This window comes from Streptomyces sp. NPDC103540 (assembly GCF_055584445.1).
Genome location: NZ_JBVJMA010000024.1, coordinates 1 through 20,183 on the forward strand (window position 1 = coordinate 1; position 20,183 = coordinate 20,183).

Sequence of the window (20,183 nt, forward strand, 5' to 3'; positions counted from 1 at the left end):
GCGGACGCGCGGTGTCGTTCCAGCCGTGCAGGACGAGCTCGCGCTCGGCCTCGCCCATCACCTCCACCTGCGAGACCCGCACCCCCGGATCGGCGACCACGGCGGTCAGCACGCGCACGAGACGGTGGGTCAGGGCCCACACCGTCTCCTCGTCGAACAGGTCGACGGCGTAGCGCACCCCGCAGGTCATCCCCGTCGAGGCCGCGTCCTGCTCGGACGGGGTCCGGCGGAAGAGGATCTCCAGGTCGAACTTGGCCGCGCCGGCCGCCGGCGCGACCTCCTCGGCGGGGATCCCGGCGAACCCGCCGGTCGCCGCTCCGGCGGGACCGGAGCCGCCCTCGTAGGCCACCATCGTCTGGAACAGGGGATGACGGGCGAGCGAACGCTCCGGGTTGACGGCCTCCACCACCGAGTCGAAGGGCAGGTCGGCGTGGTCCAGCGCCGCCGTGACCGTCGCGGCCGTGCGCTCCAGCAGCTCCGTGAAGGTGGGCGCGCCGGACAGGTCCGCCCGCAGGACGACCGTGTTGACGAAGAAGCCCACGAGCCGGTCGAGGGCCTCGTCACCGCGCCCGGCGACCGGGCTGCCGAGGGGGATGTCCTCGCCCGCGCCCAGCCGGTGCAGCAACGCGGCCACGGCGGCCGTGACCACCGTGAACACCGTCGTCCCCGTCGAGCGGGCCAGGGCGTCCAGCCCCTCGACCAGCGCCGCCGGCAGCCGCGTCTCCACCGTCGCACCGCGGTGCGAGGGGATCGCCGGACGCGGCCGGTCCGCCGGAACGCTCAGCTCCTGCGGCAGCCCGGCCAGGGCCTCCCGCCAGTACCCGGACTGCCGGTGGGCGAGCGAGCCCTCCCGCCCCGGCTCGCCGAGCAGCTCGCGCTGCCACAGCGCGTAGTCGGCGTACTGCACCGGCAGCGGGGCGAAGTCCGGCGCCCCGCCGCCCAGTCGGGCCGCGTAGGCCCGGCCCAGGTCGGCCAGCAGCGGGCCGGCCGACCACTCGTCGGTGGCGATGTGGTGCACCAGCAGGACCAGCGTCCAGCCCTGTGCGCCGGCGTCCAGCAGGGTCACCCGCAGCGGGGGCTCCGCCCCCAGGTCGAACGGCCGACCCGCGGCCTCCTCCGTCCGCTCGGCCAGTTCCCCGGCCGGCACCCGGACCAGGTGGAAGGGCACCACGGCCGCCCCGGGCTCCAGCACCCGCTGGTACGGGCCGCTCGCGTCCTCGGCGAACGCGGTACGGAGCGACTCGTGCCGGGCCACCACGTCCGCGACCGCCGCCCGCAGCGCGGCCGGGTCCACCGCGCCGCGCAGCCGCAGCACGTGCGGGATGTTGTAGGTCGCGTTGGGTCCCTCCAGGCGGTGCAGGAACCACAGTCGGGCCTGGGCGTACGACAGGGGCAGCCGCTCGGGCCGCGCGGCCGCCACCAGGGCCGGGCGCACGGTCGACCCCCGCCCGTCCACACGGGCCGCCAGGGCGGCGACCGTACGGGCCTCGAACACGTCCCGCACCGAGCAGTCGTCGCCGGCCGCGCGGAGGCGGGCGGCCACCCGGGTGGCCAGCAGCGAGTGTCCGCCGAGTCGGAAGAAGTCGGCGTCGGCGCCGACGGACGCCAGCCCCAGGGCCTCCGCGAACACCGCGGCGACCCGCTCCTCGGCCGCACCGCGCGGCGCGCGGCCCACGGGCTCCTCGCCCGCCGCCGGGGCGGGCAGGGCCGCCCGGTCCAACTTGCCGCTGATCGTCGTCGGCAGCTCCGCCAGTCCCACCACGGCCGCCGGGACCATGTGCTCCGGCAGCAGCGGCGTCAACCGCGCGCGGATCGAAGCCGGGTCGGCGGTGCCGGTCACGTAACCGACCAGTCGCCGGCCGCCGGCCACGTCCTCCCGTACCACCACCGCGGCCGCGGAGACCCCGGGCAGGGCGGACAACGCGGACTCCACCTCGCCGAGTTCCACGCGGAAGCCGCGGATCTTCACCTGGTCGTCGGAGCGGCCCAGGAACTCCAGCAGGCCGTCGGCCCGCCACCGGGCCAGGTCGCCCGTCCGGTACATGCGCTCGCCGGGCCCGCCGAACGGGTCGGCGACGAACCGCTCCGAGGTCAGCGCCGCGCGCCCCAGGTAGCCGCGGGCGTTCTGCGTTCCCGACAGGTACAGCTCACCGGGCACCCCGACGGGCAGCGGACGCAGCCGGGAGTCCAGGACGTGGGCCCGCGCGTTGTCCAGGGGCCGTCCCACGACCGGGGTGGGGCAGTCGCCCACCCGCGCGACGAGCGCGTCGACCGTGAACTCGGTCGGTCCGTAGTAGTTGACCACCTCGACGTCGGGCAGCTCGCGCAGCTCCGTCCACAGCGCGGCGGGCACCGCCTCGCCGCCCAGGAGGAACAGCGCCGGCCGCCACGGACCGGCCAGCAGACCGGCGTCGACCAGCTGGCGCCCGTACGAGGGCGTCACGTCCAGCGCGTCGATCTCCGCGGCGCGCACGTACGCCACGACCGCCTCGGCGTCGCGCCGTTCGAACTCGTCCAGCACGTGCAGCTCGTGGCCGGCGACCAGCCACAGCAACTGCTCCCAGGAGGAGTCGAAGGAGAAGGAGGCGGTGTGCAGGGCCCGCACCCGGCGGCCCGACCGCGCGGCGACGGGCAGGTACAGCTCCCGCTCGTGGTCGCGGAACAGGGCGGTCAGGCCGGCGTGCCGCAGCACCACGCCCTTCGGGCGTCCGGTGGAGCCCGAGGTGTAGATCACGTACGCGGCGTTCTCGGGGTCCACCGCCACGTCCGGCCCCGGCACGGCCGCGGCGAGCCGGGCCTCGGTCAGCGGATCGTCCAGGACCACCGCGGGGGTGCCCGCGACGAGGTCCGCCACCGCGCGGGTGGTCACCGCGCACACCGGGGAGGCGTCCTCCAGCATGAACGCAAGCCGCTCGGCGGGGTGGTCGAGGTCCAGCGGCAGGTAGGCGCCGCCCGCCTTGAGGACGGCGAGCACGGCCACCACGGCGTCGACGGAACGCGGCACCGCGAGGGCCACCACGGAATCCGGACCCACGCCCTCGGCGACCAGTACGGCGGCCAGCCGGCCCGCCCGCTCCGCGAGCCCGGCGAAGGTCAGCCGGTCCTCGCCGGCCACGACGGCGACGGCGTCCGGGGTCAGGGCGGCCCGCTCCGCGAACACCTCGGCGACGTTCGCCGCCGGCACCGCGCGGTCCGTGGCGTTCCAACGCGCCATCAGGGCCCGCTCGTCGGCGTCGCGCAGCTCCCAGGCCGACACCGGGCGCGAGGGATCGGCGACCGCCTCGGCCAGGGTCCGCAGCAGCCGGTCGGTGAAGGTCTCCACGGTCGCCCGGTCGAACAGCCCGGTGGAGTAGAAGACCTCCAGCTCCAGGTCCTCGCTGTGCGCCGCGTCGGCGAAGGTGATGTCCAGGTCGAACTTGGTGACCCCGGGGTCCACCCGGTCCACCCGCGTGGGCAGGCCGAAGAGGGTGCGGACGTCCTGGGTCACCGTGCTGTAGGAGACCATCGTCTGGAAGAGCGGGTGACGGGCGAGCGTGCGCTCCGGGTTGACGGCCTCCACCACCTGCTCGAAGGGCAGGTCGGCGTGGTCCAGGGCGGCCAGGTCGGCGCCGCGGACGCGCTCCAGCAGTTCACCGAAGGACGGGTCGCCGGACAGGTCGGTGCGCAGCACCAGCGTGTTGACGAAGAAGCCGACCAGATCGTCCAGGGCGCTGTCCGAACGACCGGCGACCGGGCTGCCGAGCACGATGTCCTCGCCGGCGCCGAGCCGGTGCAGCAGCGCGGCCACGGCGGCGTGCACCACCATGAACACACTGGTGCCGCTCTCCCGGGCCAGCCGCCGCACGCCGAGGGCCAGCTCGCGCGGGACCTCGCGGTACAGCAGGGCCCCGGCGTGCGCGGCCACCGCCGGACGCGGCCGGTCGGCGGGCAGTCCCGCCTCCTCGGGCAGCGCGGCGAGCGCCTCCCGCCAGTACGCGGCCTGCCGCGCGGCGAGGGAACCGGGCTCCTCCACGGCGCCCAGCAGGTCGCGCTGCCACAGCGCGAAGTCGGCGTACTGGACCGGGAGGGGGGCGAAGAGCGGTTCCTCGCCCGCGCACCGGGCCTCGTACGCCCGCTCCAGGTCGCGCAGGAACGGGCCCATGGACCACTCGTCGCTCGCGATGTGGTGCAGCAGGACCACGAGCGCGTCGCCACCGCCCTCGCGGTCGCGCAGCAGGGTGACGCGCAGCGGCGCCTCGGCCTTCAGGTCGAAGAGGTGCGCGAGGGCCGCCGTCACCGCCTCGTCGAGACGGCCGTCGGCCACCTCGACGATCCGCAGCCGCACCCCGGCCTCCGCCGGGTCGACCACGCGCTGGTACGGGACTCCGTCGTGCTCCCCGTACACCGTCCGCAGGGCCTCGTGGCGGGTGGCGACGTCGGCGAGCGCCGCGTCCAGGGCGCCCGCGTCGAGCGTCCCGTCGAAGCGCACCGCGAAGGGGATGTTGTAGGTGGTCGCGGGTCCCTCGACCTGGTCGAGGAACCACAACCGGCGCTGCGCGTACGACAGCGGCAGCGGATCGGGACGTACGCCCGCCACGGGCGCCGTGCGGCCGGCGGACGTGCGTCCGGCGAGCCGGGCGGCGAGGCCGGCGACGGTGCGGGCCTCGAACACGTCGCGGATGCCGCACTCGGCGCCGAGGGCGGTCCGCAGCCGGGCGATCACCCGGGCGGCCAGCAGGGAGTGTCCGCCCAGGGAGAAGAAGTCGTCGTCGCCGCCGACCGAGGCCAGCCCCAGCACCTCCGCGAAGACCCCCGCGACGATCTCCTCGTGGGCGCCGCGCGCGGCACGCCCGCCGCCGGAGAGACCGGAGAGGTCGGGGGCGGGCAGCGCGCGCCGGTCGACCTTGCCGTTCGCGGTCAGCGGGAAGGCGTCGAGCGCCACCACCGCCGACGGGACCATGTACTCCGGCAGCACCTCGGCCGCGGCCGCGCGCAGGGCCGCAGGCTCGGGGGCGGGGCCGTCGGCGGACGGGGTGACGTAGCCGACCAGGGCGGGGAAGCCCGGCAGGTCCTCGCGGACCAGCACCACGGCACGGCCCACGCCCGGCGCGGCCGTGAGGGCCGCCTCGATCTCGCCGAGTTCGATGCGGAAACCGCGCAGCTTGACCTGGTCGTCGACCCGGCCCAGGAACTCGATGCGGCCGTCCGCGTCGCGCCGGGCCAGGTCGCCCGTCCGGTACATGCGCTCGCCGGGCTCCCCGTGGGGGTCGGCGACGAACCGCTGCGAGGTCAGCGCCGGACGGCCCAGGTAGCCGCGGGCCAACTGGGACCCGCTCAGGTACAGCTCGCCGGGGCGGCCGGGGGCCACCGGGCGCAGGGCGGAGTCCAGGACGTGGGCGCGGGTGTTCCAGAACGGCAGGCCGATGTCCGGGACGCCCGTGTGCGCCGGGTCCAGGTCGGCGGAGGTGGCCCAGACGGTGACCTCGGTGGGGCCGTAGACGTTGGTGACGGACAGGGCGGTACGGGCCAGGCGCTCGGCGAGCGCGGCGGGCAGTGCCTCGCCGCCGACCAGGACGCGCGTGCCGTCCAGGGAGGTGGGGCGCCCGTCCTCCAGCAGCGCGTGCCACAGGGAAGGGGTGGCCTGCATGACGGCCGGCCGGTGCGCGTCGACGAGGGCGGCCAGCGCGGCCGGGTCGCGGACGGTGTCGCGGTCGGCGAGGACCACCGTCGCCCCGCACAGCAGCGGGGTGTGGATCTCCAGCGCGGCGATGTCGAAGGCGATGGTGGTGACGGCGACGAGCCGGTCGCCGGGCACGAGTTCGAGGACGTCGGCCTGCATGTGCAGGAAGTTGGCGAGCGCCGCGTGGCCGATCACCACGCCCTTGGGACGGCCGGTCGAGCCGGAGGTGTAGATCACGTAGGCCGGCTGGTCCGCGGCGGGCGGCGCGGGCGCCGGGGCGGCGGTGTCGACGTCCGCCAGCGCGGCCAGGGTGTCGGGGGCGTCCAGCACCACGACCTCCACGCCCGGTACGTCGGGGGCGAGCGCGGCCTGGTCCAGGGTGGTCAGCACGCAGACGGGACGGGCGTCCTCGACCATGTACGCGAGTCGCTCGGCCGGGTAGTCCAGGTCCAGGGGGAGGTAGGCGCCACCGGCCCGCCAGACCGCGAGCAGGGCCACCACCAGGTCGGCCGTACGGGGCAGGGCCAGTCCGACGATGCCCTCGGGGCCCACGCCGCGGTCGGCCAGCACCCGGGCGAGCCGGGCCGCCCGGTCGTCGAGGCCCGCGTAGTCGAGGGTGACCCCTCCGGCGACGACGGCGGGCAGCTCCGGGTGGCGGCGGGCCTGCGCGGCGAACGCCTCGACGACCGTGCCCGCGGGCAGGGCGTGCGCGGTCGCGTTCCCCGTGCGCAGGGCGCGCTCCAGGGCCTCGGGCTCCAGCAGGTCGTGCCGGCCGACGGGGGCCTGCGGTCCCGCCGCGGCGGCGGCGCGCAGGAAGCGGGCGAACTCGCCGCAGCGCGCGCCGAGCGAGTCGGCGTCGTAGGCCAGGGGGTTGCCGTCGAACTCGAACCGGATCCGTCCCTCGGCGGCGTCGTGGTAGACGCCCAGGGTGAGGTCCTCGACGGGGCCGGCGGCGACGTTGTGCACGGTGCCCGGGGAGCCGGCGAAGTCGAGGTCGTTGTCGAAGGCCTTGACGTTCACCATGGGGCCGAGCAGCCCCTGCGCCCGGCCGGACAGGCCCAGTTCGCGGCGGATGTCCTCGGCGCGGTAGCGCTGGTGGCGGCGCAGGTCCCGGATCCCGGCGGCGACCTCGCCGACCAGTTCCGCCAGTTCCGCCCCCGGGCGGACCGCCACGCGCAGCGGCAGCACGTTGACGACCATCGCCGGCACCTTGAGCGCGGCCGAACCGAGCCGGGCCATGGCCGGCAGCGAGAGCAGCACGTCCCGGGTGCCGGTGGCCCGGTGCAGGAAGGCCGCGAAGGCGGCCGTCATCACGTCGGCCCAACTGGCGCGCGCGGCGCGGGCGATGTCGAGCAGTCCAGTGGTCTCCTCCACGGAGAGGGTGGCCCCCTCGCGCAGGAAGGCGTGGGCGGCGGGGAGCGAGGCGCCGCTCAGCGGTTCCGGCTCCGGGCAGTCCGCCAGCCGCTCCAGCCAGTAGGCGCGGTCCGCCTCGAACCGCTCGGAGGAGCGGTACTCCCGCTCCTCGTCGGTCACCACGCTCAGCCCGCCGAAGGGGGTCGGCGCGGGCTGCTCGCCGGCGACCAGCGCGCTGTACACCTCGGCCGTGCGGCGGGAGAGCAGGGAGAAGCCGAAGGCGTCGAGGGCGATGTGGTGGGCGCGCTGGTACCAGAGCGTGCGGTCCGGGCCGACCCGGTGCAGGGAGAAGACGTACAGCGGATCGCGCAGCGGGTCCACGGGGGTCGCCATGTCCCGGTGCATGAGGGAGAGCGCCACGCCGACCGGGTCCTCCTGGCCCGTGTGGTCGAGGGTCGCCACGATCGGGCCGGCGGCCGGGCCCGGCCACACCGTCTGGTACGGGACGCCGTCCGCGTCCTCGCCGAACCGGGTGGTCAGCGCCTCGGTCTCGGCGACGGTCCACCGCAGGGCGGTGACGAACAGGTCCGGGTCCAGCGCGCCGTTGATCTCGACGTACTGGCCCACGTTGTAGACCGGGGACTCGGGGTCGAGCCGCTGTCCGTACCAGACACCGGTCTGGGCCCCGGTGAGGGGCAGGCGCTGGGAGGGTCGGTCGCTCATGGGGATCGTGCTCCAGGGTTCGGCGACGGCAGGGCGCGTCGGCCTCGGGGCGGAAGGCCGGCGGGGCGGGCGGCCCGGAGGGCGGGCAGGCCGGGGGCCCGAAGGGCGGGATGCCTCGGGACGGGGCGAGAGGGTGGTGCTCGGTGCTCGGTGCTCGGTGCTCGGTGCTCGGGGCCCCGGGCGCGCGGGGCCCCGAGCGCGCGGGGTCAGCGCTCGGCGGGGCGGGGCGCGGGGTCCTCGGCGGGGTCGGAGGCGGGGCGGGGTGCGCCGGGGTGCTCGGTGCCGCGTTCGGCCGCGCCCGCGTCCCGGGTCCCGTCGTGGTCCCCGGCCCCGTCCTCGTGCTCGTCCTCGTGGGGCAGCGTGGCCCGGCGGAGGCCGGGTACGGCCACGGCCACGGCGACGGCCGCGACGGCGCAGACGGCGCCGTTCAACACGGCCGCTCCGGCCGGGCTGAACCAGCGTGCGACGGCGGCCACCTCGGCGTCCCCGACGACGCCGCCCGTGGTGCCCTGGGCGGTGATGACGCTGACGATGCGGCCGCGCAGCCGGTCCGGCGTGCTGTGCTGGACGAGGGCGTACTCCAGGATCTCGTACACCGTGCCGGCGGCTCCGCCGACGGCCAGCATCACGAAGGCGACGGCGACGTTGCCGCTGAGGCCGAAGCCGATGGTGGCGAGGCCCCCGGTGAAGGCGGCGGCGAGCAGCATCCGTCCGGGACGGGCGGTGCGCGACAGCCACCCGCTGGTGGCCGACACCAGGACGGCGCCGACGGCCGGGGCGGTGTACAGCAGGCCCAGCATGACCTCGTCGCCGTGGAACTGACGGTCGACCATCTCGGGGAAGAGCACGACGGGGACGTTGAACACGGCGACGACGCCGCCGAGGAGCACGAGCCCGCCGACCACACGGTTGCGCAGCGCGTACTTGAACGCCACCAGCGGCGATCCGCTGTCCTTCCCGTACTCCTCGTCCTCGTCCGCGCCGATGCCGGGGGGCAGCGGGCGGATGCGGGAGATGAGGAGGGTGGTGACGGCCGTGGTGACGGCGGCGAAGGCGTAGACGGGGCCGGGACCCCAGGCGGCGAGCAGCAGGCCGCCGAGGAACGGGGCGCTGATGGAGCCGATCTCGCCGGTGAGGGAGATCAGGGCGCCTGCTGCGGGGAGTTGGTCGGGGCGGACCAGGGTCGGTGCGACGGCCATCAGCGCGGTCACGCTGACGCCCGTGGCGAGGCCGTCCCAGGCCACGCACGCGTAGATCGCCCACAGGGAGGGATCGGGCAGCATGGCGTTCACGGCGAGTCCGGCGAAGGCGAGGGCGGCCGCACCGCGCGCGCAGACGATGAGCCGCTTGCGGTCGGTGCGGTCGGCCATCACGCCGCCCCACAGCGATCCGAGGAGCACCGTCACGCTCATGATCATGCTGGTGACGGCCACATCGAACGTCGACCGGGTCATCGCGTAGACCTGTGCGGACAGCGCCACGGTGGCCATGCCGAGGCCGAAGAGGGAGACCACCCGCGCGGTGAAGATGGCCCGGAAGTCGGGGCTCGTGCGCAGGGGGTCGATGTCGATGAGGAGGTCACGCAGGGGCACTGGGGGCTCCGTTGACGGCAGGGGTGTCGCGGGTCAGGCGGCGGGGGACAGGAGCGCGGCCCATTCGCGCAGGGTCGGGCGCTCGGCGAGGTCCACGAAGCTGATCCGTGCGCCTTCGGCGCGCCATCTCTCCACGAGGGTCATCAGCCGTATGGAGTCGAGCCCCTGGTCGATGAGGTCCTCGTCCGGGGAGATGTCGGAGGGCTCCACGTAGAGGACCTCGGCCACGTCGTGGACGAGCCGGTCGAGGTCGAGGGACCCGGGGGTGAGCGGGAGGGCGGAGGGGCCTGAGGCGGCGGTGTCGGGCATGGGTGCTTCCTTCGTCCGGAAAGGCGTGGCGAGGATACTTAGGTAAGCCTAACCTAAGTTATTGATCACGGAAGACGCCGGCGCCCCCGATTCCCCGTCGGGGAAGGTCCCCGACGAGGCGGGAGCGGTGCGGGAGTTGCCGGGGCCGGTGACGACGCACCGGCCCCGGTGCCGCGCGGGGCGCGCCGGCGGGCGCCGGATCAGCCCTGGGCGGCGATCAGGCTCGCGGGGCGCATGTCGGTCCAGTGGGCGTCGGTGTACGCGGCGCACCCGGCTCGGGTGTCCTCGCCGTGCGCGACGGTCCAGCCGGCCGGGACGGCGGCGAACGCGGGCCACAGGGAGTGCTGGTTCTCGGCGTTCACCAGCACGAAGTAGCGCGCGTCGTCGTCCTCGAAGGGGTTGGTGGTGGACATGGCTGTTCTCCTTGGTGACGGGGTGGAACGGTGGTGGGGGAGCGGTGGTTCGGTGAAGGCGCCCTCGGCGAGGACGCGTTCGGCGTGACGGGGGTGGTTCAGGAGCCGGCGCCGCCGGAGCGCGCGTCGCCTTCGGGCTCGGACCGACGGGCCGACAGCGCGCGGACGGTGGCGGTGGCCTCCTCGGCCAGTTCCCGGGCCTCGGCGGCCCCGAAGAGCCGGTCCGACCAGCGCCAGCGCAGCGTGAGCGCGGTCCTCCCGTCCGCCGGCGCCTCCGCGTACGCGGTGACCTCCAGCGGCCCCGTCAGGGGGAGCGGCGTGCCCGTGGGCTCCAGGGCCCGCCACTCGGAGGCGGGGGCGGGACCCCAGCCCCCGGAGCCCGGGGCGGCCCGCAGCGCGTTCCGGCGCCGGTAGCGGATCCCGCAGCGCGGCAGGTCCGCGAGGCGGCCCGCGGTCTGGGGGTTGAGGTGGCGCAGCTGGTCGAGCCCCCGGCCCCGGTCGGGGACCGCGGCCAGCTCGCGCACGACGCGCCCGTACGTCTCCGCGGGGCCGGTCGTCGAGGACGGGCCGCAGGCGTCGAGCGCGAGGCGCAGCAGGTGCGCGGAGGTGAGCCTGCCCGCCGTGCGCGGGGCCGCCTCCGGGCGGGGCAGCTCCAGGTCGACGAGCAGTCCGGTGCCGTCGTGCAGGCGGGGCCTGCCGTTCGCGAGCCGGGCCAGCGCCGTCAGGAGCAGGGCGTCGACGGCGTGTCCGTCGCCGGGTTCCGGACGGGATCCGGGCCCGGAGGGGGCCGGCGGCAGGGTCAGCAGGGTGGTCACGAGGTGGCCGCCCTCGGTGGCCGCCCAGGCCCTGCCGGCCGGAGCGGCGGCGAGCGCGCGCCAGTGGGGCAGCTCCCGTGCCCGGTCCGTGGACTGGGCCTCGGCGCTCAGTCGCGCCGCCCAGTCTACGAGGCCTCCGGCCGGGGCCATCCGGGCGTCGGCGGCGGATTCCCCGTAGGCGAACTCCTCGTACAGGGGGACCAGTTCGTCGGTCAGGGCCTGCCAGGTGACGTCGTCCACGGAGAGCTCGTGTCCCAGCAACAGCAGGCGACCCTCCTCGCGCGGACCGGCGTCGAACCAGACCGCGCGCAGCACGGTGGCCGTACGGGGGTCCAGCGCCTCGGCGGCGGTCCGCGCCGCGGCCGCGACCAGGCGCTCCCGTTCCTCCCGCGGACGCCCGGCGACGCCGATCCGGCGCAGGGTGGCGGGATCGGTGACCGCCGGGGCCGAGACGGCCGGTCGGATCTCCTGGGTCCACACCCCCTCGGTGCGGTGCAGCGCGAGCCGCAGCGCCGGATGCCGCCGGGCCAGGGCCGCGAGGGCCTGGCGCAGCGGAGCCGCCCGCAGCCCGGCGGGGACCCTCAGCAGCACCGACTCGTGCAGTCGCTCCACGGCGCAGCGCGCCTCGCGCAGCCGGTGCGCGGAGGGCAGCAGGGGCAGGGTGCCCGTCTCGGTGTCGTGTCCCGGTCCGCCGGGCCGGGTGCCCGTCGGGGCGCCGACCGCGCGAGGCGCGGCGGACGCGTCCGGTGCGCGGTGCGCGGACGGCGCGGCGGCGGGCCGGCGCAGTACCTCGCCGAGGGGACGGCCGGGTTCCCGGGCCAGGGCCACCAGGGCTCCCGCGCAGGCGTCGGCGTGCCGGGCCAGCGAATCCGCGTCGTACAGCGCCGGGTTCGCGTCGAAGTCCAGGCGCAGTCGTCCGTCGGGAAGCCCGGCCGCCGAGACGGACAGGTCGTCCACGGGCCCGGAGGCCAGGGTGACCACGTGCCCGCGGGTCCCGGCGAAGTCCAGCTCGGTCTCGAAGGGCCGCAGGTTGATCAGGGGGCCGGGGACGCGGCTGCCCGGCAGCGCCGGCCACAGGGCCTTGGCCAGTTCCTCGCCCCGGACCCGCTGGTGGCCGCGCAGGAAGGTCAGTTCGGCCGCCGCGCGACCCAGGAGGGTGCGGAAGGTGTCTCCGGACCCGACCGGGATCCGCGCCGGCAGGACGTTGACCGCCATCCCGGGCACGCGCAGGGTGCCGGGGGCGGTGCGGGCCGTGGCGAAGAGGGCGAGGGTGGCCTCCTTGGCCCCCGTCCGTTCGGTCAGGTGGACGGCGGTCGCGGCGACCACGGCCTCGCCCCAGGTCACCCCGGCCGTACGGGCGGCGGCGGAGACGGCCGCGCCGTCGGCGCGGCCGAGCACGACGGTCCGCCGCAGGGCGGTGTCGCCGGCGGGGGCCGTGCGGCCCGAGGGCCAGACGGGGTCCGGCAGGTCGGCGTAACGTTCCTGCCAGGCCGCCAGCTCGGTGGCGTGCGCGGCCGACGCGGCGTAGGCGCTCTCGGCGTCCGCGAGGACCGACACCGGGGCGAACGGCGACGGGGTCACCGGCGTGCGGCCGACCAGGGCCGTGTAGCGCTCGGCGATGCGCCGGCTGAGCAGGGCCACGCCGTAGCCGTCGACGACGAGCTGGTGGAAGTACTGCACGAGCAGGTGGTGCCGGGGTCCGGCGGTGACCAGCACCGCGCCCGCGAGATCGGGCACCGCGTCCGGCCGCACCGGGTCGACCAGCAGCTCCAGCCGGGGCGGGCAGGCGAGTTGGCGTCGCACGAGGTCCACGGCGGCGGCCACCGGATCGGCGGCTCCCGAGGTGTCCAGGCGGGGCAGCCTGCGCACCCCGGTCCGGGCCGGCGCCGGCGCCTGACGGTAGCGACCGGCCTCGCTGGTCACGCTGAAGCGCAGCCAGGGGGCCTCGTCGAAGGTCCGGCTGACGGCCTCGTCCAGGGCCTCGACGTCGAGCGGGCCGACCAGTTCGATGTACTGGCCGACGTTGTGCCCGGCGTACGAGGGGGCCGCGGTCTGCGCGGCGAGCACGTGGGCCTGGGCCGCGGTCAGGTTGACCGCGGGCGGCGCGGCGGGGGCCAGGGGGGTCTGCGTGGGGGACACCGGGGCTCAGCCCCGGTTCGCGGGGACGGCGGGCGCGGTGCCCGCGGCGGCGTCCGTCGGTCCGGTCCGCAACTCGTGTTCGGTCGCGCGCAGGAGCAGGGAGTCGCAGATCTCGCCCGAGCGCACCGCCAGCGTGGACAGCAGCGAGGAGGTGATGCCGTGCGTGTGCTCGGTCGCCGCGCCCTGGACGTAGACCCCGGCCCGCAGTCGGTCCGTGGTCTCCACCCGGTGGTCGCGACCGATGCGCAGGCGCCCCTGTCCGTCGGTGAGGCATTCCCCGGCCAGGTCGCCCAGCAGCTCCAGCGGGTCGGCCGGTCGGTAGCCGGTGGCGAGGACGACCGCGTCGCAGTCGAGGGTGGAGGTCCCGCCGCCGGTCAGCGAGCGCACGGTGGCCCGTACGCCGTGCTCCACGGGGGTGACGGAGACGAACTCGCAGGCGCCCGTGATCCGCAGCCGCTCCGTGCCAGTGATCTTCTCCTGGTAGGCGGTGCGGTACAGCTGCTCGATCAGGTCCCCGTCGACCACCGAGTAGTTGGTGTTCGCGTGGTAGCCGAGGAGCTGCTCCTTGACCTCCTGCGGCGCTCCGTAGAAGGTGTCCACCGCGGCCGGGTCGAAGATCCGGTTGGCGAACGGGCTGTCGTCGGCCGGGCTGTACCCGTAGCGCCGGAAGACCGCGTGGACCTCGGAGTCGGGGAAGGTCCGGTGCAGGTAGTCGGCGGTCTCCGCCGCCGACTGGCCGGCCCCCACGACCACGAACCGGCGGTGGCGACGGTTCGTCAACTTCGGTGCGCGGAACAGCAGATCGCGGTTGTGCCAGACGCGGGCCCCCGTCTCGACGCCGCGGGGGAGGCGGGGGACGAGGCCGGTGCCGATGACGACGTTGCGGGTGCGCAGGGTGGTGCCGCCGCCGTCCGCGTCCCGGGAGCGCACCTCCAGTTCGTCCACGGCGTCCGTGGCGCCGAGGGCCGGCGGCGCGGTGACCGTCTCGACCTCGGCCCCGTAACGGACCTGGTCCCGGAAGGCGCTCGCGCACCAGCGGAAGTAGTCGTGGAACTCGATGCGGGTCGGGAAGAAGGTCTTGTGGTTGACGAAGTCCGCCAGCCTGCCGCGGTCCTGGAGGTAGTGCACGAAGCTGTACGGGCTACCGGGGTTGCGCATCGTGACGAGGTCCTTCAGGAAGGACACCTGCATGGTGGCGCCTTCGAGGAGCATTCCCCGGTGCCAGCCGAAGTCCTCCTGCCGCTCGACGAAGGTGGCGTGCACCGCTCCACCGGACGTGCGCTGGAGGTTGTGCTCCTCGACGGCTATCGCCAGCGCCAGGTTGGCAGGGCCGAAGCCGATGCCCACCAGGTCACGGGTGCCGGGGACTCGGCTCCCCGGAGTGGTCTGCGCGTGTGGTGCGGACATGCCCATCCTTCCTCGGTCTCACCCATTTAGTTAGGTAAGGCTGGCCTAACATCACCCATTCGCGGGGTGCTGTCAAGCTGCGGCGTGTCGCCCGGACGTGGCTTGAACGCATCGTCAGTTCGCCCCTGACGTGGGCGATTGGGGAGGGCGTGACAAAAACCCCGGGGCCGGACGGCCGGTCGGGGTTCCTGTCTTCCGGGTGTCTTTCAGACGTGTCGTGAGGGTGCCGTGACGGCCGGTGCGTCGGGTACCACGACGGTCCCCGTGTGTTCGTCCGCGAACACCTCCAGCAGCAGGGCGTGCGGCACCCGGCCGTCGAGGACGTGCGCCATGCGCACGCCCGCGCGGACCGCGCGCAGGCAGCCCTCCATCTTGGGCGTCATCCCGCCCGTCAGCCCCGGCAGCATGGACTCCAACCGGCCGGCGGTCAGCCTCGGGATGACGTCGGTGCTACGGGGCCAGTCCGCGTACAGACCCGCCACGTCGGTGAGCATGATGAGCTTCTCGGCGTCCAGCGCCTCGGCGAGCGCGGCCGCCGCCAGGTCGGCGTTGATGTTGTAGACCGCGTCGTCCCGCTCCCCGCGTGCGATCGGCGAGACCACCGGAATCCGGCCACTCTCCAGCAGGGCGCGCAGGGTGTCGGGTCGGACCCGGACGATGTCACCCACCAGGCCGATGTCCACCTCCCGCCCGTCCACCCTCGCGGGCCGCCGCACGGCGGTCAGCGTACGGGCGTCCTCGCCGGTCATCCCGACCGCGAACGGTCCGTGCGCGTTGATGAGGTTGACCAGGTCCCGCTGGACCCGGCCGGCGAGCACCATGCGCACCACCTCCATCACCTCGGGGGTGGTGACCCGCAGTCCCGCCGCGAACTCGACCTCCAGGGCCAACTTCCGCAGCATGGCGCTGATCTGGGGGCCGCCGCCGTGCACGACGACCGGCCGCAGTCCCGCGTACCGCAGGGACACCACGTCCTGGGCGAAGGCCCGTTTGAGCTCCTCGTCGACCATGGCGTTCCCGCCGAACTTGACCACGACGGTGCGCCCCTGGAACCGTTCCAGCCACGGAAGGGCCTCGATGACGGTCCGGGCCCGTACTCCCGCCCCGCTCACCGCGCGTACGTTCTGCTGGGGCTGCTCATCGGGCGTCGAGCTCCTTGATCAAAGTGGTGGTGGTCCGGACGACGGCGCCGCGCGCGGCCGACCACCGCAGGGCGAGTTCGTGTTCCTCGGCGGACAGGTCGGCCACCGCGTCGGCGACCACGAACGGCTGGATGTCGTTCATGAAGGCGTCCGCCGCGGTCAACAGCACCCCGGAGTGGGCGAAGAGGCCGCAGACGATCAGTTGGTCCCGGTCGGCTGTCCGCAGGATCCTTCCGAGGTGGCTGCCCAGGAAGGCGTTGTGGCGGGTGTTCGTGACGAGGTGGTCGCCGCGGGCGGGGGCCAGGTTCGCGACGATGTGGCCGTCGCTGTCCGCCCCCGCGCCCGCGTCGGCGTCCCCGCCCGCGCCGGCCCCGATCGGCAGCCGGTCCGCGAGTCCGCGCCGGTGCGATCCGGGGGTGGGCTCGGTGCTGAAGACGACCGGGATGCCCAGTCGGCCCGCGGCCTTGCGCAGGCGGGCGATGTTGCCGACCAGCTCGCCGCGTGGCGAACTCCCGGGCGAGAAGGCCCGGATGAGATGGTTCTGCATGTTGTGGATGAGTAACGCGGCCCGCCCCGGGTCGACCCTCCAGGGTGCGACGGAGTGCGGGAGCGCGTCCTCGGTGGGCATCGGATATGGCTCGGCCATCGGAAGTCTCACTGCCGGCGTCCCCTCGGCAAGAGGCGGCAACGACCCGCCTCACTCTCGTTAGCTTAGCCTAACCTAAGTATCGCGGTTCGCGCTCGTGTTCGGTCACCGGACGCCGAAGAGGGCGCCCGGTGACGGGGGTCGGCGGAGCGGGAGAGGGACCGACGGGCAGCGGGGGCAGGGAGGGCGGGGGCGGGCAGGGCGGGGCGTACGGGGTCAGGGCGGGCCGTACGGGACCGGAGCCGTCAGCGACGGAGCTGCTTCGTCCAGTCCTGCGGAACCCGGTCGGCCGGTCCCGGGGCCGGCTGGTCCTCGGGGTGCCCGCTCGGCGCGGCCAACGCGGGGCCGGACTCGTACAGGGCGTTCGTGTCGTAGTTCCAGAACCACTCCTCGCCCGGCTCGTAGCTGCGCACCACGGGGTGCCCGGTGGCCTTCCAATGGGCGGTGGCGTGCTGCGCCGGCGAGGAGTCGCAACAGCCGATGTGCCCGCACAGGGCACAGCGCCGCAGGTGGAACCACCAGCCGCCGGCCGCGTCGCACGCGGCGCAGCCGGGGCCGGCGGGCGGGACGCTCGGGTCGATTCCGTTGATCTCGCTCACGCGCGCTCCTCGGCGGTGTCGGGGGACCCGGTCGTGGGCGGGGCCCCGGGGGAGTTCTCCGGTGCGTCCTCGGCGGACGGTTCGACCTCGGACGGCTCGCCCTCCGGGGCGGTCAGGGGCAGCAGCACCTGGAAACGCGTGTCACCCGGCGCGGATTCGACCTGGAGGCTGCCGTGGTGCTTGTTGACGACGATCCGCCACGAGATGTCGAGCCCGAGCCCGGTCCCCTCGCCGACGGGCTTCGTGGTGAAGAAGGGGTCGAAGATGCGGCCGCGGATGTCCGCCGGGATCCCGGGCCCGGTGTCGCGGAACTCCACCAGCAGCCGGTCGCCCTCGCGCGCCGTGCGGACCGTCAGCGTGCCCTCGAGGCCGGTGCTCCCGATGGCGAAGACGGCGTTGTCGACGAGGTTGGTCCACACCTGGTTGAGCTCCGCCGGGTAGGCCGGCACCGGCGGCACGGAACGGTCGTACTCCTTGACCACCCGCACCCCGGGGCCGATCTTGCCGGACAGCATCAGCAGGGTGCTGTCGAGCAGCTCGTGGACGTCGACGACCCGGTGCGGGGCCCGGTCCAGCTGCGAGTACTGCTTCGCCGCGTCCACCAGATGGGAGATCCGCGTGGTGGAGTCGTCGATCTCGTCCATCAACAGCTCGGTCTCGACCGTGTAGTTCAGCCAGCCGATCGCCGACGGAAGGATCTCCTCGGCCACCGTCGCCGCGACCTGGTCCAGCCAGTCCGTGTCCAGTCCGGCCTGCACGAAGGTCGGCGCGATCCGCCAGCCCTCCGCGATGCCGTGGTCGTCGAGCCAGTCCGCGAGCTCGTCCTCCCGGTCGGCGGCCTCCAGCGGGCCGATCGCCGGCGCCTTCGCGACGCGCTCGACGGTGCGCTCCTGGATCTCGATGAGATCGGCGATCACCTCGCGCGAGTACTGCCCCTGGGAGATGTGGGCCAGCTTGTGCCGCATCTTGCCGACCCGTTCCCGCAGCGTCGCGGTCGCCCGTACGGCCGCCGCGGCCGGGTTGTTCAGCTCGTGGGTGAGGCCGGCGGACAACGAACCGAGCGCCAACAGCCGCTCACGCTGCCCGATGGCCCGCTGGGTGTTCTTGGAGCCGAAGAACAACCCCTCCAGCAGATGGGCGGCCATCGGGAACCACTCGCGCATGATGTCCGAGAAGGACTGGGCGGGCAGGACGAAGAACCGCGTCGGCTCGGTCACCCGCATCGAGTTCGTGTACGTCTGCGGTACCTGCTCGCCCAGGTAGGCCTGCATGGCTCCCGCGTACACGCCGCGCTGCGAGGTCCGGCTCACCTCGACGTCGTCCCCGCCGACCCGGCGCGACAGGACCACCGTGCCCTCGATCATCACGTAGAAGCACGTGGCCGGATCGCCCTCGGTGTACACCGGACCCGGCTCGAAGCGCTCCACCCGCCCCTCGCCGCACAAGCGACCCAGCTGTTCCGGGGAGAGCTTCTCGAACAGGAACAACGAGGCGATCTCCGCCGGGGCGCACGGCATGACCTGTCCGCTCATGACTGCTCCAGGTAGCGGTGGACGAGCATCACGGCCATGGCTCCCTCTCCGACGGCGGACGCGACGCGCTTCGCGGACTGGGCGCGCGCGTCACCCGCCACGAACACGCCGGGGATGTTGGTCTCCAGGTGGTAGGGCGGCCGGTCCAGCTCCCACTCGGCCGGCGGCCGACCGTCCGGCGTCAGGTCCGGGCCGGTCAGGATGAAACCGTGCTCGTCGCGCAGCACCGTGCCGTCGAGCCAGTCGGTGAGCGGGGCCGCGCCGATGAAGACGAACATCCACTGGCAGTCGACGCGCTCGGTCTCCCCGCTGTCCACGTCCCGCAGCGTCAGCCGTTCCAGGTGCCCGTCCCCGTGCGCCGACTCCACGACCGTCCGGGTGCGCACCGTGATGTTCGACGCCTCCTCGATCTGCTGGATCAGGTAGTACGACATCGAGGCCCGCAGGGACTCCCCGCGCACCAGCAGCGTCACCGACTTCGCGCCCCGGGCCAGGTACATCGCCGCCTGCCCGGCGGAGTTGGCGCCGCCCACGATGTACACGTCGTGCCCCTGGCAGGAGGCCGCCTCCGTGAGCGAGGAGCCGTAGTACACCCCGCAGCCCGTCAGGTCCTCGCAGCCCGGCGCCCGCAACTGCCGGTACGAGACCCCCGTCGCCAGGATCACGCTGTGCGCGGCGACCGCCGAGCCGTCGGAGAAGCGCACGACGCGGGCCGCGCCGTTCACCTCCAGCCCCGTCACCTCGCGCGCCGTGAGGATCTCGGCGCCGAACCGGCCCGCCTGGCGCCGCGCGCGTTCGGTGAGCTGCGCCCCCGAGACGCCGTCCGGGAAGCCGAGGTAGTTCTCGATGCGGGAGCTCTGCCCGGCCTGCCCGCCCGTCGCCGACCGCTCGACCAGGACGGTGCGAAGCCCCTCGGAGGCCCCGTACACCGCCGAGCCGAGCCCGGCCGGGCCGCCTCCGATCACGACGAGGTCGTAGAAGTCCGAGGTCGGCGTCGTCGCGAGCCCCACGTGCGCGGCCAGCTCCGCCGCCTCGGGCGCGATCAGCGCGGTGCCGTCGGGGGTGACCACGAGCGGCAGCCGCTGCCCGTCGGCCCCCGCGGCCTCCAGCAGCCGTCGCCCCTCGGGTTCGTCCGAGGAGTACCAGCGGTAGGGCACCTGGTTGCGGGCCAGGAACTCGCGGACGTGCGAGGACGGCGCGGACCAGCGGTGACCGACCACCTTCGTGGCCGGGACCGGCCGGTACTCGCTGGAGCGCCAGGCCGTCAGCAGGTCGTCCAGGACCGGATACAGCTTCTCCTCCGGCGGGTCCCACGGCTTGAGCAGGTAGTGGTCGAGGTCGACCACGTTGATCGCGTCGATCGCCGCGTTCGTGTCGGCGTACGCCGTCAGCAGCACCCGCCGCGCGCCGGGATGGATGCCCAGCGCCTGCTCCAGGAACTCGATGCCGTTCATCTGCGGCATGCGGTAGTCGGCCAGGATCACCGCCACCGGATCGCCCCGCAGCTTCAGCTCCCGCAGCGCCTCCAGCGCCGATTCGCCGGATTCGGCCCGCACGATCCGGTACCCGGCGCCGTAGCGGCGCCGCAGGTCACGGGCGATGGCGCGGGAGACCCCCGGGTCGTCGTCCACCGTGAGGATGACGGTCCGCGCGGTTTCGGCGGCCTGTGCCATACGTCGTCTCCACCCCGAGTGCCCCGGGCGGGCGGCACGGAGCGCGGCCCGCGCCGCTTTGCGCCCATCGTATGTTCGATGCTCCGCCTCCGCCCCGGGACGACGCCGACCGTGCGCTCCCGGTCAAGGCCCGGTCGCTCCCGGTCAAGGGGACGGCCCCGGGGCGGCCGCCGTGCGGTGT

11 protein-coding genes and 1 pseudogene are annotated in these 20,183 nt (G+C 74.7%); all 12 read right to left on the reverse strand.

What is annotated here, in order from left to right; translation table 11 throughout:
* The coding region (locus ACZ6ZI_RS37195) for an amino acid adenylation domain-containing protein (RefSeq protein ID WP_469528934.1) at positions 1-6,361 on the reverse strand (6,361 nt) is incomplete at its 3' end.
* A gap of 105 nt (positions 6,362-6,466) precedes the next feature.
* Positions 6,467-7,735: pseudogene (locus ACZ6ZI_RS37200) on the reverse strand (condensation domain-containing protein); the annotation flags it as partial.
* Between the two features lie 206 nt (positions 7,736-7,941).
* Positions 7,942-9,327, reverse strand: coding sequence for an enterobactin transporter EntS (entS, locus tag ACZ6ZI_RS37205; protein ID WP_469528823.1), 1,386 nt, complete (start codon positions 9,325-9,327; stop codon positions 7,942-7,944).
* Between the two features lie 33 nt (positions 9,328-9,360).
* Positions 9,361-9,636: a phosphopantetheine-binding protein gene (locus tag ACZ6ZI_RS37210; protein ID WP_469528825.1), complete on the reverse strand. Its 276-nt coding sequence runs from the start codon at positions 9,634-9,636 to the stop codon at positions 9,361-9,363.
* A 200-nt stretch (positions 9,637-9,836) separates the two neighbouring features.
* Positions 9,837-10,049 (reverse strand): MbtH family protein, encoded by a 213-nt coding sequence (locus ACZ6ZI_RS37215; protein WP_469528826.1) that lies wholly within the window; start codon positions 10,047-10,049, stop codon positions 9,837-9,839.
* 98 nt (positions 10,050-10,147) lie between these two features.
* Complete coding sequence (locus ACZ6ZI_RS37220) at positions 10,148-13,003, reverse strand: condensation domain-containing protein (protein ID WP_469528827.1); 2,856 nt, start codon at positions 13,001-13,003, stop codon at positions 10,148-10,150.
* Between the two features lie 6 nt (positions 13,004-13,009).
* Positions 13,010-14,410: a lysine N(6)-hydroxylase/L-ornithine N(5)-oxygenase family protein gene (locus ACZ6ZI_RS37225; protein ID WP_469528830.1), complete on the reverse strand. Its 1,401-nt coding sequence runs from the start codon at positions 14,408-14,410 to the stop codon at positions 13,010-13,012.
* Between the two features lie 206 nt (positions 14,411-14,616).
* The gene (gene argB, locus ACZ6ZI_RS37230) at positions 14,617-15,522 is read right to left on the reverse strand and encodes an acetylglutamate kinase (RefSeq protein ID WP_469528831.1); all 906 of its coding nucleotides are present in this window, start codon (positions 15,520-15,522) and stop codon (positions 14,617-14,619) included.
* Positions 15,523-15,547: 25 nt separating this feature from the next.
* A complete protein-coding gene (locus ACZ6ZI_RS37235; RefSeq protein WP_469528832.1) occupies positions 15,548-16,198 on the reverse strand; it encodes an isochorismatase family protein in 651 nt (216 codons plus the stop codon).
* A 245-nt stretch (positions 16,199-16,443) separates the two neighbouring features.
* A complete protein-coding gene (locus ACZ6ZI_RS37240) occupies positions 16,444-16,797 on the reverse strand; it encodes a UBP-type zinc finger domain-containing protein (RefSeq protein WP_469528833.1) in 354 nt (117 codons plus the stop codon).
* The gene (locus ACZ6ZI_RS37245) at positions 16,794-18,329 is read right to left on the reverse strand and encodes an ATP-binding protein (RefSeq protein ID WP_469528835.1); all 1,536 of its coding nucleotides are present in this window, start codon (positions 18,327-18,329) and stop codon (positions 16,794-16,796) included. Before ACZ6ZI_RS37245 ends, ACZ6ZI_RS37240 begins: the two co-directional genes overlap by 4 nt.
* Positions 18,326-20,002: an FAD-dependent oxidoreductase gene (locus ACZ6ZI_RS37250; RefSeq protein WP_363062290.1), complete on the reverse strand. Its 1,677-nt coding sequence runs from the start codon at positions 20,000-20,002 to the stop codon at positions 18,326-18,328. Before ACZ6ZI_RS37250 ends, ACZ6ZI_RS37245 begins: the two co-directional genes overlap by 4 nt.
* Between the last annotated feature and the right edge of the window lie 181 nt (positions 20,003-20,183).